12 protein-coding genes are annotated in these 15,001 nt (G+C 63.2%); 5 read left to right on the forward strand and 7 right to left on the reverse strand.

What is annotated here, in order from left to right; all coding sequences use genetic code 11:
* Positions 1–66 precede the first annotated feature (66 nt).
* Together wecC and wecB are read right to left on the reverse strand one after the other, a co-directional pair.
* Positions 67–1,362 carry a UDP-N-acetyl-D-mannosamine dehydrogenase gene (gene wecC / locus FHS54_RS09345; RefSeq protein WP_167303501.1) on the reverse strand — a complete coding sequence of 432 codons (1,296 nt, stop codon included), beginning with the start codon at positions 1,360–1,362 and terminating at the stop codon, positions 67–69.
* A gap of 87 nt (positions 1,363–1,449) precedes the next feature.
* Positions 1,450–2,595, reverse strand: a complete 1,146-nt coding sequence (gene wecB / locus FHS54_RS09350; RefSeq protein ID WP_167303502.1) for a non-hydrolyzing UDP-N-acetylglucosamine 2-epimerase — start codon at positions 2,593–2,595, stop codon at positions 1,450–1,452.
* Positions 2,596–2,747: 152 nt separating this feature from the next.
* Here wecB and FHS54_RS09355 point away from each other — a divergent pair, with 152 nt between their 5' ends.
* Together FHS54_RS09355 and FHS54_RS16545 are read left to right on the forward strand one after the other, a co-directional pair.
* Positions 2,748–4,070 (forward strand): UDP-glucose dehydrogenase family protein, encoded by a 1,323-nt coding sequence (locus tag FHS54_RS09355; RefSeq protein WP_167303503.1) that lies wholly within the window; start codon positions 2,748–2,750, stop codon positions 4,068–4,070.
* A complete protein-coding gene (locus tag FHS54_RS16545) occupies positions 4,067–4,192 on the forward strand; it encodes a hypothetical protein (protein WP_279589132.1) in 126 nt (41 codons plus the stop codon). The genes FHS54_RS09355 and FHS54_RS16545 overlap by 4 nt, the downstream gene beginning before the upstream one ends.
* A 49-nt stretch (positions 4,193–4,241) precedes the next feature.
* Here FHS54_RS16545 and FHS54_RS09360 read toward each other — a convergent pair whose 3' ends face one another.
* Positions 4,242–5,099: an ABC transporter permease gene (locus tag FHS54_RS09360; protein WP_167303504.1), complete on the reverse strand. Its 858-nt coding sequence runs from the start codon at positions 5,097–5,099 to the stop codon at positions 4,242–4,244.
* Between the two features lie 103 nt (positions 5,100–5,202).
* On the opposite strand from FHS54_RS09360, the gene FHS54_RS09365 reads away from it, so the two are divergent.
* The 3 genes from FHS54_RS09365 to FHS54_RS09375 all read left to right on the forward strand — a co-directional run bounded on the left by FHS54_RS09365 (position 5,203) and on the right by FHS54_RS09375 (position 9,111).
* A complete protein-coding gene (locus FHS54_RS09365) occupies positions 5,203–5,895 on the forward strand; it encodes a GcrA family cell cycle regulator (RefSeq protein ID WP_167303505.1) in 693 nt (230 codons plus the stop codon).
* 107 nt (positions 5,896–6,002) lie between these two features.
* A complete protein-coding gene (gene parE, locus FHS54_RS09370; RefSeq protein WP_167303506.1) occupies positions 6,003–7,976 on the forward strand; it encodes a DNA topoisomerase IV subunit B in 1,974 nt (657 codons plus the stop codon).
* A gap of 85 nt (positions 7,977–8,061) precedes the next feature.
* Complete coding sequence (locus FHS54_RS09375) at positions 8,062–9,111, forward strand: transglutaminase-like cysteine peptidase (protein ID WP_167303507.1); 1,050 nt, start codon at positions 8,062–8,064, stop codon at positions 9,109–9,111.
* A 13-nt stretch (positions 9,112–9,124) separates the two neighbouring features.
* On the opposite strand, the gene FHS54_RS09380 is transcribed toward FHS54_RS09375, so the two are convergent.
* From FHS54_RS09380 to FHS54_RS09395, 4 genes are read right to left on the reverse strand one after another with little or no spacing between them, the layout of a single operon-like run.
* Positions 9,125–10,399: an HlyD family type I secretion periplasmic adaptor subunit gene (locus FHS54_RS09380; protein ID WP_167303508.1), complete on the reverse strand. Its 1,275-nt coding sequence runs from the start codon at positions 10,397–10,399 to the stop codon at positions 9,125–9,127.
* Positions 10,396–11,391, reverse strand: a complete 996-nt coding sequence (locus FHS54_RS09385; protein ID WP_167303509.1) for a cell wall hydrolase — start codon at positions 11,389–11,391, stop codon at positions 10,396–10,398. The genes FHS54_RS09380 and FHS54_RS09385 overlap by 4 nt, the downstream gene beginning before the upstream one ends.
* A complete protein-coding gene (locus tag FHS54_RS09390; protein WP_167303510.1) occupies positions 11,388–13,547 on the reverse strand; it encodes a type I secretion system permease/ATPase in 2,160 nt (719 codons plus the stop codon). The genes FHS54_RS09385 and FHS54_RS09390 overlap by 4 nt, the downstream gene beginning before the upstream one ends.
* A gap of 53 nt (positions 13,548–13,600) precedes the next feature.
* On the reverse strand, positions 13,601–14,995 hold the full coding sequence (locus tag FHS54_RS09395) for a TolC family outer membrane protein (RefSeq protein WP_167303511.1): 1,395 nt from the start codon (positions 14,993–14,995) through the stop codon (positions 13,601–13,603).
* Positions 14,996–15,001: the final 6 nt, after the last annotated feature.

Genomic DNA, 15,001 nt, shown 5'->3' on the forward strand with positions numbered 1-15,001 from the left:
GGGGTTAACGAGGCGGGGAGGCCATGGCAACCATGGGCAGGACGGCCCGCGCCCTTGCCCGGTCGATCAGACCGCGATTCGGCCCGGCAAAGACGGGGCGACGCGACGTGGCTGATCCTGCCAGACACCGCGCGTATCATAGACGGCCTTGTCGGCGCGTTCGTCCACTGGCACGGATTTGAACATGTCATGATCGACAAGAATGACGAAAACGCTGCATTGTTCCAGAGCCGTATCGAGATCCATCAACTCCGCCCCCGTCCCGGCAAACTCCATCGGCAATGCCTGGGCATAGGGTTCGACCAGCTTCACCCGACGACCGTAGCGACGGGCCAGCCGCGCGGCGACCTTCACCGCCGGACTTTCGCGAAAATCGTCGATATTCGCCTTGAAGGCCAGGCCAAGGCAGGCGATGTCCCCGCCCGGATATTCGTCGATCAGGTCGGACGCGCAGGCGACGACATGATCGGTCTTGCCATCATTCACCTCACGCGCGGTGCGGATAAGGCGGCTGTTTTCCGGGTCGCCATGGACGATGAACCATGGATCGACGGCGATGCAATGCCCGCCCACGCCCGGCCCCGGTTGCAGGATGTTGACGCGCGGATGGCGATTGGCCAGCCGGATGACTTCCCACACATCGATGTCCATCCGTTCGGCGATGACGGACAGTTCGTTTGCGAAAGCGATATTGACGTCACGGAAGCTGTTTTCGACCAGCTTCACCATCTCGGCAGCCCGCGCCGTCGTCGTGATGCACGCGCCCCGCACGAACTGACGGTAAAAGGCTAGCGCCTTTCGGGCGCAACGCGGGGTGATGCCGCCGATGCAACGGTCATTATCAATCAATTCGACCAGGATGCGGCCCGGCAGGACCCGCTCCGGGCAATAAGCGATGGCAACATCACCCGCACCGCCCTGCCCCGGCATTTTCAGGTCGGGCCGCAACTGGGCGATCAGGTCGCGCATGGCTTCGGTCGTGCCCACCGGCGACGTGGATTCCAGGATGACAGTGTCGCCCACCTTCAACACGCCGGCGACCGTCCGGGCGGCGCTCAACACATAGGAAATATCCGGCGCGCGATCCTGAGCCACGGGCGTCGGCACCGCGATGATGAAGACGTCGCTCGGCTCGACTTCCAGGCTGGCGCGCAGATTGCCCCGTGCCACCACGCCCTGCACCAGCCCGTCCAGATCGACTTCCTCGATATGGACGCGGCCCGAATTGACCGTTTCGACCACATGAGCGCTGACATCGACGCCCACCACCTGGCATCCCCCACGCGCGATCAGCGCGGCTGTCGGCAGGCCGATATAGCCAAGGCCGATGACGGAAACCTTCTGATGCTTGTCGACGGGCATGCAATAATCCTGAAAAGCCGATGATTTGCATCGGTTTTTGCCCGGAAATGCTGAAGATTTCGGTAACGCTGCCCGGCGAAGGAAATATCAGGCCGCTTCGTCCATGTCTGTCGCGCTCGCCGCGCCCTGCGCGATAACTTGGGCGATCCGCTGCGCCGCCAGTCCATCACCGAAGGGATTATGCGCCCGCGCCATCGCGGCATAGGCGTCCCCATCGTCCAGCAGCGCCAGCACTTCACGCACGATCCGCGCGCGATCGGTGCCGACCAGTTTCGCCGTCCCGGCCATGACCCCTTCGGGCCGCTCGGTCGTTTCGCGCATCACCAGCACTGGCTTCCCCAGCGAAGGTGCTTCCTCCTGCACGCCGCCGCTGTCCGTCAGCACCAGGTCGCACATGTCCAGCAGCCGCACGAAATGCGGGTAATCCAGCGGATCGATCATCGCGACATTGGGCAGGCTGCCCAGTACCGCTTCCATAACCGGCCGCACATTGGGGTTGGGATGCACGGGAAATATGACCGCGACATCAGGCCGGGCAGCAATATCCGCGATGGACCGGGCGATCGCTTCCATGCCTCCGCCGAAATTTTCCCGCCTGTGGCTCGTTACCGCCAAGATACGCTTGCCCGCGAATCGCTCCGCCAATCCATCGAGTCCGGCCGCCAGCGACGGCGTCGACAGCAGCCGCTCCCGCGTGGCCAGCAGCGCGTCGATAACCGTATTGCCGGTCACGTGGATGCCTTCCGGCGCACGGTTTTCCTTCAACAAGGCATCGGCGGCGGCCTGCGTCGGCGCGAAATTCAGGTCGGCGATGCAGGCGACGACGCGGCGGTTCACCTCCTCCGGCCAGGGATGATGGATATCGCCGCTGCGCAACCCGGCTTCGACATGAGCCACGGGGATCTGGCGATAATATGCGGCCAGGCTGGCGACCATCGTGGTCAGCGTGTCGCCATGCACCACCACCCGGTCGGGCCGCTCCGCATCGAACGCCTTGCCCAGTTCGACGATCAGCCTGGCGGTCAGTCCGTCCAGCGTCTGTCCCGGCGTCATGACGTCCAGGTCGACGTCCGGCTTGATGCCTGCAATATCCAGCACCTGGTCCAGCAGGCCGCGATGCTGCGCGGTGACGATGACGCGGGTGTCCACCTGTTCGCATGCGCGCAGGGCGTGGATCACGGGAAACAGCTTGATCGCCTCTGGGCGCGTCCCGAATACCACCGCAACCTTCATCTTCGTCCCCTGTGCGTGCCGTTTGGCCAGTTTTCGCAGCAAATCGTAACCATCCTCTGAACAAGGGGTAACTCCGACGCGCGCTTTCGCACGCGCAAGGACCTGTGCTAGGGCGCGGTCAACCTTTCATTTTCAAGGGACTGCGGAAGTTTATGAAGATCACGATGATCGGCACCGGATATGTGGGCCTGGTATCGGGCGCCTGCTTTGCCGATTTCGGCCATGACGTCGTCTGCGTGGATAAGGTGGCGGAAAAAATCCAGGCCATCGAATCCGGCCGCATGCCGATTTTTGAGCCGGGGCTTGACCAACTGGTCGCCAACAACGCCTCGGCCGGTCGCCTGACCTTCACCACCGATCTGGCGGCAGGGGTGAAGGGCGCGGATGCGATCTTCATCGCCGTGGGCACCCCTTCGCGCCGGGGCGATGGTCATGCCGACCTCAGCTATGTTTATGCCGCCGCGCGCGAAATTGCGGAATCGCTGGATGGCCCGACCGTCATCGTCACCAAATCCACCGTCCCCGTCGGCACCGGCGATGAAGTCGAACGCATCGTCAAGGAAGTGCGTCCCGATCTGGACATCCAGGTCGTGTCCAATCCCGAATTCTTACGCGAAGGTGCGGCCATCGGCGATTTCAAGCGCCCTGACCGTGTTGTCGTGGGCACTACGGGAAATGAGCGCGCAATTGCGGTCATGGCGCAGGTCTATCGCCCGCTGAACCTCAACCAGGCCCCTGTCATGTTCACCGGGCGGCGCACGGCGGAGCTTATCAAATATGCCGCCAACGCGTTCCTGGCGACGAAAATCACGTTCATCAACGAAATGGCCGACCTGTGCGAAGCGGTCGGCGCGGAAGTGCAGGAAGTGTCCCGCGGCATCGGCCTCGACAACCGCATCGGGTCCAAATTCCTGCACGCAGGCCCCGGCTATGGCGGCTCCTGCTTCCCCAAGGATACGCTGGCCTTGGTCAAGACCGGACAGGATTATGACACCCCGATCCGCATCGTTGAAACGGTGGTCCAGGTAAACGACCTTCGCAAAAGGGCGATGGGCCGCAAGATCGTGAAGGCTCTGAACGGCGACGCACGGGGCAAGAAAGTCGCCCTGCTGGGCCTGACTTTCAAACCCAATACCGACGACATGCGCGACGCGCCCAGCCTGGCCATCGTTCAGGCGCTGGAAGATGCAGGGGCAAAGATTGCCGCTTATGATCCCGAAGGCATGGAGGTCGCCGCGCCGATGATGCCCAGCGTCGCCATGATGGGCGACGCCTATGAAGCGGCGGCTGGGGCGGATGCGCTGGTGCTGGTGACGGAATGGGACATTTTCCGCGCGCTCGACCTCAAACGCCTTGCCGGTTCGATGAACACGCCGCTGTTGATCGACCTGCGCAACATCTATCCGCGCACCGAAGCCGAAGAAGCAGGCTTCTCCCTCATTCGCGTCGGTGGCCAGGGCGTGACCGCCGGATGAAGCTGGCACCGAAGGGAGGGCGGGATCACCTGACCCTCCCCCGGCTGCATCACTGGATGATCGCCGCCGCGCTTCTTTTCATGATGACGCTGGTCGTGCCGGTGATGGCCGGGCTGACCTGACCGTCCGCCGGACGGCGCTGTGCTGTTCGGCGGGTCAGGGTTCGGCAGGTCAGGCCTTCAGCTTCCATCCCCGCCGCAGCAGCGTGTAGCACAGCATCCCCAGCGCAATGTTGAGCGCCAGCAATACGACGCTGCCGACGACAACATCGCCATCGGCGGCAGCGACAAAGCCATAGCGGAACCCGGAAATCGCGTAGAAAAACGGGTTGGCATGGCTGATCGCCTGAAACATGGGGGAGAGCCGGTCGACGGAATAAAATGTGCCCGACAGCAGCGTCATCGGTCCGATCACGAAATTCGTGATGGCGGCGGCATGGTCGAACTTTTCCGCCCAGATCGACGTCAGCACGCCGATAAAGGCGGTAAGCGCGGACCCCATCAGGCCGAACCAGATGATCGCCCACGGGTGCGCGGGGGTCACATGCACGCCCGGCCACAGTGCCATCGCCCCCCACAGGGCCAGCCCGACGCACAACGCACGGGTTATCGCCGCCCCCACCAGCGCCAGCAACAGCTCGCTGTTCGACAATGGCGGCATCAGATAGTCGATCAACGTTCCCTGCATCTTGCCCGCCAGCAGGGAAAAGCTGCTATTGGCGAAGGCATTGTTCATCATGCCCATGATCATGAGGCCAGGGGCGATGAAATCGGCGAAGGGAACGCCCAGCACCTGACGGCCCGAACCGTTCCCGCCGCCCAGCGCGATCGTGAATATGACCAGGAACATCAGGGTCGTCACCGCAGGCGCCCAGATGGTCTGCAACTGTACCTTCATGAACCGCCGCACCTCCTTGCGATACAGCGCGCGCATCCCGGCCCAGTTGATGTTGCGGATCACCAACTCTCCCGGTTCGTGAAAGGGCGGGCGCGAGGGGGTGCTTGTCGAAAATTGGGGCTGGTCGTTCATGATGGGATCGACTATCGGCTGGCCTGATATGCCGCAAGGGCGTTGTGTGCGGAATTGCGCGTCCCATATAGGGCGCGAACCGAATATTTTGAGGAGTCATTCATTGTCCTGGACCGACGAGCGCATCGACCAGCTCAAGGCAATGTGGGAAAAAGGCCTGACCGCCAGCCAGATTGCCGAGGAACTGGGTGGCGTCAGCCGCAACGCGGTGATCGGCAAGGCGCATCGCCTGGGCCTGCAATCGCGTCCGTCGCCCGTGAAGGCGAACGACGCGCCCAAAAAGGCCGCGCCGGTCCGCAAGCCCGCGCCCGTTGCGCCGGTGGCGGCAGCGCCCAAGCCTGCACCCGTGCCGCAGAACACTGCCGTGCGCACCGCGCCGCCCGCTGCCGCACCCGCCGCGCCTTCGGCAGCGGCATCACCGGGGGCAGCGCCCGCGAACGACGCGCCCGCCGCGCCGCAGCCGCGCATCATTTCCGTCGGCCCCGGCGGATTCCTGCGTCAAGGCCCCGGCGATCAGCAAGCGCCGATCCCGCCCGCGCCGCCGCGTCGCCTGGTTCCTGCCAAGCCCAGCGCAGAAATTGCGGGCAAGACGTCATTGCTCGACCTGACCGAACGCATCTGCAAATGGCCGATGGGTCATCCGGGCGAACCGGATTTCCACTTTTGCGGCGAAACAGTGAACCCCGGCTTCCCTTATTGCGTGGAACATTGCGGTCGTGCTTATCAGGCGCAACTGCCGCGCGGCACGCGTCGTCCGCCGCCGCCGCTTCCCTTCGGTGGCCCGCGCGTTCGCTGAACGTCCGCGCTCGGTAAATGAGAAATAGGGGGCCGGTTCATCGTGACTGGCCCTCTTCTTTTTGGCCCCGCTTGCACCTGCCGCTGACCCGCTTATAGCTGGTGGCCATGTCCGATCTGTTTCAGAGCCAGCCGCTCAGCTCCCCCGGTTACGACGCGTCTTCCATTGAAGTCCTTGAAGGGCTGGAGCCTGTCCGCCGCCGCCCTGGCATGTATATCGGCGGCACGGACGAACGCGCGCTTCATCATCTGGGCAGCGAAGTGCTGGACAACAGCATGGATGAAGCCGTTGCGGGGCATGCGACACGGATCGAAGTGACGCTGGAACCCGGCAATCGCCTGACCATCACGGACAATGGTCGCGGCATCCCCGTCGATCCGCATCCCAAATTCCCCGGAAAATCGGCGCTGGAAGTGATCCTGACCACCCTCCATTCGGGCGGCAAGTTCACGGACAAGGCCTATGCAACCTCCGGTGGCCTGCATGGCGTCGGCGTCAGCGTGGTCAACGCCCTTTCGTCCGTGACCATCGTGGAGGTCGCGCGCAACAAGGAACTGTTTCGCCAGAGCTTCGCGCGGGGCTTGCCCACCAGCGGGCTGGAAAAGGTCGGTGCCGCGCCAAACCGGCGGGGCACGTCGGTCAGCTTCATTCCCGACACAGAGATTTTCGGGGAGCAGAAGTTCAAGCCTGCCCGCCTCTATCGCCTTGCCCGGTCCAAGGCCTATCTGTTCGCTGGTGTCGAAATCCGCTGGAAATGCGCGCCCGAACTGATTGTCGACGACACGCCGCCCGAAGCCGTCTTTCAGTTTCCGGGCGGTCTGGCCGACCATCTGAAAGAACAGGTCGGAACGCGTGAATGCGCCACCAGCGCCTTTTTTTCGGGCAGCCAGGATTTCCCCGACACCGTGGGCCGCGTCGAATGGGCGGTCGCCTGGCCGCTCTGGTCGGATGGCAGCTATAGCTGGTATTGTAATACCATCCCGACCCCCGATGGCGGCACTCACGAAGCTGGCCTGCGCGCCGCTTTGGTCAAGGGCATCCGCGCTTTTGGCGAACTGGTCGGGCAAAAAAAGTCGAAGGACATCACCGCCGACGACATCGTGACTTCATCAGAGATCATGCTGTCCGTGTTCGTCCGCGATCCCCAGTTTCAAAGCCAGACCAAGGACCGCCTGACCAGCCCCGAAGCGGCGCGCCTGGTCGAAAATGCCGTGCGCGACCATTTCGACCATTATCTGTCTGATCATATGGAACGCGGCAAGGCGCTGCTCGCCTATGTGATCGACCGCATGGATGAACGGCTGAAGCGCAAGGCCGAAAAGGAAATCAAGCGCAAGACCGCGACCTCCGCGCGCAAGCTGCGCCTGCCCGGAAAGCTAACCGATTGTTCGACGGACAGCCCTGAGGGCACGGAAATCTTCCTGGTCGAAGGCGATTCGGCAGGCGGGTCGGCCAAGCAGGCCCGCGACCGCAAGACGCAGGCGATCCTGCCCCTGCGCGGCAAGATATTGAACGTGGCCTCTGCCAACATGGCCAAGATCCTGGCGAACCAGGAAATTGCCGACATGATACTGGCCTTTGGCTGCGGCACGCGAAAGGAATGCAACCCCGACAATCTTCGTTATGAACGCGTCGTCATCATGACCGACGCCGACGTGGACGGGGCGCATATCGCGACGCTGCTCATGACCTTTTTCTTTCAGGAAATGCCCGAACTGGTCCGGCGCGGTCATCTCTACCTCGCCCAGCCGCCGCTTTACCGGATCGTCTCTGGCGGCAAGAGCGCCTATGCCAAGGACGACGCCCATCGCGAGGAACTGCTCGCCAAGGAGTTCAAGGGCAAGAAGGTCGAGGTCAGCCGATTCAAGGGCCTGGGCGAAATGAACGCCAGCCAGCTGCGCGAAACCACCATGGACCCGAAAACCCGCAGTCTCATCCGCATCACCCTGCCCGATGACATTGAAGACCGGCAACAGGTCCGCGACCTGGTCGAACGGCTGATGGGAACCAACCCCGCCCACCGCTTCGCCTTCATTCAGGAAAACGCCGCCACGGTGGACGAGGAAGCCATCGACGCCTGACCGGACGGTGTGACTGTCATGGCTACCGCCGCATTAACCAGAGCGGGCCACCGGATGTTCAACCTTCTGCGCGATACCGGCCAGCATGGCAGGCTTCGCCCATCCCCTTCGCATCGCGGCCAGCGCCGCCCCCGTCCTGCTGCTGGCTCTGAACGCCGGTGCGGCCAAGGCGGAAATGCTTCCGTCGCCCGCGGCCTCCTACCCATCGGCATCGGCTGCCTTGGCCTATGGCAGCGCAGATCGCGTAGCATCCACCCTGCTGGCCGGCGGCATGAGCCGCCTCGCCGCAATCAGCGCGCAACAGGGTAGTGCTTCGCTTCTTCCATGGACGGCACCCTTCGTAGAACCGCAGGCGGTCATCAATGAAGAACGCGTCAAAAAGATGCTGTCCCACATGCCTGGTTGGGAACTGCAGGGCATTCGCCTGACCTTGGCCCAACCTGTTTTCAGCTATCGTCAGCCCGACCTTATCCCCGCTTTCATGCGCGGCATTGTTGCGACACCGGCGGCCAGCATTCCGACCGCAGCCATCCTCTTTCCCACAGCAGCGCCGCTGAAGCGCGACCCGGTGGATACCCCGCGAAACGGTCAGCCTGATATTTTCGGGTCGGTCGCCATGGCGGTGGCCCGCACGCCCCTCGACGGCAAATGGGCGGCGGTAGCACATTCCGCCCCGACCGCAGCTGTTCCCGCAAACCTGCTTCGATCCGCCCGCGCTGCACAGGGGCTGCAGCAGGTCGAGCTGGTGAACAGCTGGGTCAACGGCCGCCTGCGTTTCGTCAATGACCGGCAAGGCGGCGACAGCTGGGCTTCCGCAAACCAGTCGTTGCTGCGCGGCGCAGGCGATTGCGAAGATTACGCCATCGCGAAAATGCAGCTTTTGGCAGCCGCTGGTTTCGAACGCCGCGCAATGTTCCTCGTCATCGCGCGGGATCTGGTGCGCCGGGCCGATCATGCCGTGTTGGCCGTGCGGATCGATGGCCAGTTGATGGTCCTGGACAATATGACGGACCGGGTTCTTCCTTCGTCGGCGGTCAGCGATTATCGACCGATCATGAGCTTCAACGCCTTTGGCCAATGGACCCACGGCTACCGGGTTAAAACTCCGCAGCCAGTGCAATTTGCGGCACGCTGATCAACCCCGCCTCTTACCGCTCCCGCAACGCCTCAGCCCGCGCCTTCAGGATGGGCTTTAACAGATAGGCCAGCACCGATTTGCGACCGGTCAGTATTTCCACATCGCACACCATACCAGGCGTGATCGGCAGCTTGTGCGCGCCCGATCCGAGCCAGGCCCGCTCCGTTTCCACCACGACGGTGAAATAGGCCTCACGCGTTACCTCGTCATAAACGCTGTCGGCGGACACCTGCTGAACCGTGCCGGTCAGGCCGCCATAGATCGAAAAGTCATAGGCGGTCACCTTCACGACCGCGCGGTCGCCGGTCTTGATAAAGGCGATATCATTGGGCTTGACCCGTGTTTCGACCAGCAGCTTGTCGCCAATGGGGACGATCTGCATGATCTTCTGACCAGCGGTGACGAAGCCGCCGATGGTGGTCACCTGGACATCGTTGACGACGCCATCGACCGGGGAACGTATCTCCGCCCGTTGGGCTCGGCCCTTCGCACCGCGCAGGGACTCGCTGTTGACCGAGATTTTGGCTTCCAACTGGCTGCGTTCGTCAAGAGCGTCCTGCCGGAACTGGAAATTGGCCTCCGACAACTGAGCCTGCGCTTCACGGATGGAGGCCGATGCGCGCGACGCTTGCTGCTTCGCGGCGTTCAGCCGTCCCTGCGCATCCACCACGTCGCGCCTTGCGTCCAGCAGTTCGGTTTGCGGGATGATGGACTTTGCCGCCAGCGGCTCCAGCATCGCTACCCTTTCGCGCGCCAGTTGAACGCTCCCGGTCAGGCTATCGATCGTCGCCTGCGCTTCGCCCAGTTCCCGGCGACGCTGATCGACCTGTGCCGACATCGCGTCCTGCTTGCTGCGGAGCGCCGACTGGCGGACCTGGGCCAGCGCCTGTTCCTGTTCGCATTCGGGTGCGCCACTTGCACACACGGCCCCTTCACCGGTGCCTTCCTTTTCAAGGCGTCCCGCGCGGGCTGTTAAAGATCGCGTTTCCGCCTGCAATTGGCCCAGTTCGGATGCCAGCATCGCGTCGTCCAGACGCACCAGCAACTGGCCCTTGCCTACCTTCTGCCCGGATCGAACCAGAATTTCCTCGATCGTCGTCGGCTCGGCGGACTGGATGACCTGTGCCTTGCTGGATGGAATCACCCGCCCTTGCCCATGCGTCACCTCATCCACGGGAGCCAGGCTGGCCCACAGCAGGAAAACCAGCATGCCCCCGCCGCTGTAGAGGATGACCTGTTTGTTCCCCGGCTGCCCCCGCAGCCAGCTGATCCAGCGCCCCATCATGGTTGGCCCTTCGCAATTGCATGTTCGTCAGCCGCCAGCGCGACTGCCTTGGTCTTTTCCTGGGCGGCCAGCATGTTGCCAAGAGCGCCGCCGCTTTGCGAAGGGTCGGCGATGGACAGCTTCCACCCCTTCGCCGGGTCCATCCGACCGCCCACATCATTGGCGGCCCGACGCTCCGGCAACGCTGCAACAGGGGGATAGTCAATCTCTGGCACCGAGGCTGAGGCCAACAGCGAAGCATCAAATGCCGGAATATGCTCGCCCCCCGCGTAACGCCCGTTAAAGGCACGAGGAAGACCCCAGGCGCCCGGCCAGCGATAGAAGATATGCGCCCCTATCTTCGCCAGCTTCGCCAGATGCGGTGCCCAGCCGGGAAAGACATAATCGGCATGATAATGGGTGGCTGTCCCCACGCTTTTTTCGACTTGCCCCTCCAGCGCGCCAGCCGCAATCCGCTGCGCTCGGTTCCAGAGGACAGCGACGGGCCGCCGTGCCAGCGAACCGTCACAGACGAAGCTGAACTGACAGACCGAAGCGTTGAAACGTTGATATACGACGCCACACACCGTCTTGGCGAAAGCGGGGTGCCGCACGCGATTAAGCACTACCTGCGCCACGGCGCGCTGCCCGCTTTCCGGCTCGGTCGCCGCTTCATAATAGACCGCCTGAGCAAGGCAATGAAGCGCGCGGGTCCGGTCTTCGCCCGCCGCCCCAAGCGCACGGAATGGCGGCGCTGCAGCAATCGCGTTTCGTGCGAAGCGTAACCCATCATTCTGAGCCTGTGCCGCCTGCCCCTTGGTCACCTCTGCCGCTCCCTGCCCGGTCATCTCGACCAGCGCGCGATATTGACGCGGAATGGGCGGTGCAGCGGCCTCTCCCTTCGACTGGGCAACAGGATCGGCTTGCTCCCGTTCACCCTGCCACAGCATTGTATAGGCGGCCAGCAGCGCCAGCGGCGCTGCGATGGAGGCGCTGCGGACAAGGGCGCTCATTGCACGCCTCCCCGCTGAAGCTGGCCGACGATCTCATCGCGTGGGCCATCCGCCATCACCACCCCCTGGTCGATCACGATCAGCCGGTCGACGATGCGGAGCAGCGCATGGCGGTGGGTCGACACGATCAGGGTCTGGCCGGGATCCAGCGCCTTTTCGAGATGGTCGACGAACAGATTTTCAGTCTGGTTATCCATCGCCCCGGTCGGTTCGTCCAGAAAGAGCAGCTTGGCGGGTTCCACCAGCGCCCTGGCCAACACCAGGAAGCTGCGCTGTCCGCCCGAAAGGCGGCTGCCACGTTCCCCGATGTGAAGGTCGAAACCCGCCGCATCGCGCCCGAAAAAGCGCGACGCGCCCGACCGCTCCAGCGCTTCCAGCAGCTTTGCATCGTCAGCTTCGCGTGCGCCCAGAAGCAGGTTTTCCCGCACCGATCCGCTGAACAGCTCCGCATCCTGGCCGGCATAACGGAAGGCAGAGCGCAATTCGTGCGGATGATATTGGCGGCTGTCGATGTCGTCGATGGTCAGCATGCCGCCGCTTGGCGGATACAGGCCGCAAATGACACGGCCCAGCGTCGACTTGCCCGATGCCACCCGCCCGATGATCCCGATCCGTTCGCCCGGTTCGATGCGCAGGTTGATGCCCTTCAGGCTCGGCTGCTCCGTGCCCGGATAGACGAACTCCAGCCCCTGAGCGACGATCGCGCCCTTGCGGACTTTCGGGATGATGCCCCGTGCTCCGTCCAGTCGTTCATCGGGCTGGTCGATCAGCGATTGCAGGCTGTCGAGCGTGGTTATCGCCTGGCGCGCCCGCACGATCACAAAGGCAAGCTGCCCCACCGGCGCGAGCGAGCGCCCCGCCAGCATGACGATTGCGATGATCGCGCCCATGGAAATCTTGCCCGCGGCGAACATGTAGAATCCGCCGATCACCAGGGCGATGCTTGTCACCTGCTGGCAAAGCGATGCCAATGTCACGCTGGTCGAACTCAACCGCCGCAGCTTTTCCTGCGTCGCCGCGCTCATCCGCGCATAGCGCCGCCAGCGATTGAGCATCCGTCCTTCGCCACGGCACGCCTTGAGCGTCTCTATGCCGCCAATCGCTTCTACCAGAGCGGCACTTTGCAGGCTGGAATCGGCCTGCGCATCGCGCGACAGGCTGGCCATCGACCGTTGAAGAAAGAAACCGGCGGTAGCCATGATTGCCATCGTGGCGACGGGCACCACCGCCAGCCATCCGCCCAGAACCGCAATCAGGGCAACAAAGAGGAACAGGAACGCCAGGTCCACCACCAGCACCACGGTGGTCGAGGTGAAAAACTCCCGAACGGTTTCAAATTCCGACACGCGCCGCGCGAGCGCCCCGGTGCTGCCTGCACGACTGGCAAGCGGCACGTTCATCACCTTTTCAAACAGACGCTGCGACAAGCGTTCGTCAATCTCCCGCCCGGATTCGTCCACCAGCCTTGCCCGCGCAAGCCTGAGCGCGAAATCGAGTGCAAAGGCCAGCATCACGCCGGCACCCAGCACCCATAGGCTGGAGGCCGCCTTGTTCGGGATGATCCGGTCATAAACGTTCATCGTGAACAACGGCAGGGCAAAGGCGAGCAGGTTGATGATCCCCGCGGCCAGCATCACATAGCCAAAGGACCCGCGCGCGCGCCACACTTCACGCCAGAACCAGTGCTGTCGCGCGCGTTCGTCCCAAGGGCGTTCCTCAGCCCTTTCGCGGCCATGGTCAGCCATGACCATCAAGGCTTCGCCGGTAAAATGAGCCTCCAAATCCCCCAGTGGTGCCCAAATGGGTTCGCTCGCATGAGGTAGCTGGACCAGCGCATCGCCCTGCTTGATGTCCAGCAACAGCAGGAATCGCTCACCCCGCAGGGGAAGAATGGCAGGTAGATTGCCGGGCCGCCATTTGCTCAAACGGCCCCGTACAAAGTCCGTCAGCAGACCGATTTGATCGAGCGCGGATTCCGCCTGGTGGAACGGCAGCCGCCCGGATTCATCGACGGCAAGGCCAGCGCGGAGCGCCACGATGCCAGGCGATCGTTCGAAATGCCGCGCTACATGGGCGATGCACTCGATCAGCTCGTCACTGGGCGTGCCCTGATGGTCCAGCCATTCGGCCAGACTGAGTGTGCTTCGTTCCAACATTGTCTACCCCGCGTCACCCCGGCACTGGCCGGGGTGACCCCAATCATGGAAATTCAGCCCGGATAACGCCGCCGCTGCAATTCGGCAGGCGGCAGGTCCGGGACATCATATTTCTTGCGCGCATAGGGATCCGCGCCCGAAGGCTGAGCGATCCCCAGCGTGTCGAGCAACTGGTTGGTCGCGGCCAAGATTTGATATTGCGCGAAGATTTCCGAAAAACGGGCCGTTTCGGTCCGCACCTGCGTGTTGAAACGGGTGTTCTGGCTGTCCAGCACGTCAAGCAGTGATCGGCGACCGACGTTGAACTGCTCGCGATAGGATACCAGCAGCGAATCCGACACGATCCCTTGACGCGACAGGTCGGTCAGCCGCTTCTTTTCGGTATCCCAACGGTTCCAGGCCGTGCGGACATCTTCTTCCGCCTCACGCTGGCGTTGGCTCAGCCGGAAACGCGCCTCGCTCGCGCGGCGGTTCATCTCCTGCACCTTCGCCCGGTTGATGCCGCCATTGTAAAGCTGCCACCGCAGGACGACGCGGCCTTGCACGTCATTTGTGCTGCCCCGGAAGCCGTCCACATCCTCGCCAATGCGGCCTCGTCCTTCCAGCAGAACGGTCGGCCCCAGTTCGGCCTTTGCCTCATCCACAACCGCATGCGCGGCCTGAATATCGGCCTCTGCCTCCCGGATCAGCGGATTGTTGGTGCGCGCGCCCGCAATTGCTTCGTCCAGCGTGGGCGGCACGGCACTCGTCACCGCATCGGGCATGGATACCTGGTCGATCGAAAGCCCGGTCAGCGTGCGGAAGCTGATCGCCGCGTTGGTCAGGTCCTGCTGGGCTTCGCTCTGGCGGACCAGGGCCGATTGAAGCCGCTCTTCGGCCTGCTGCTGATCGGCGATGCTGATCGATCCCTTGGACACGCCTTCGCCCAGATCGCCCAGCAGCTTGCGGTGAAAGGCGATATTGTCCTCCGCCGCTGCGGCGATCCGCTGTTGCAGCATATAGTCCAGATATTGGCGCGTGACGTTCAATGCCACAAATTGCGACCGTTCACCGACGCGGAGCGCAGCGCCGTCGATGCGGGCGGCCTGTCGGCGCTTTTCGGCGCTGCGGTAGCCGGAATCGAACAGCGTCTGTTCCGCCAGCACGCTTGCCTCAAGCGGATAGAGCGTCTGGTCCCCGATGCCGAGGGTCCGGCGGGTATTATTCTCCAGCCGCCGGACGCCCGCCGAACCTTCCACACTGATCCGGGGCAGGTACAATCCCTTGGCCTGCTCCCGTTCAAACTCAATGGCTTCCTTGTTCTGGATCGCCTGGTTGATTTCGGGGTGGCTATCTATCGCCGCCGCGATGGCGCTTTTCAGGTCCGTAGTCTGGGCCCAGCCGGTCGTCGCCATAGCCGCCGCGCAAAGGGCCATCAGGCTACCGCAAGTCTTGCGCATGATTGTCATGATTGC

Source organism: Sphingobium vermicomposti (genome assembly GCF_011762025.1).
Classification (GTDB): domain Bacteria; phylum Pseudomonadota; class Alphaproteobacteria; order Sphingomonadales; family Sphingomonadaceae; genus Sphingobium; species Sphingobium vermicomposti.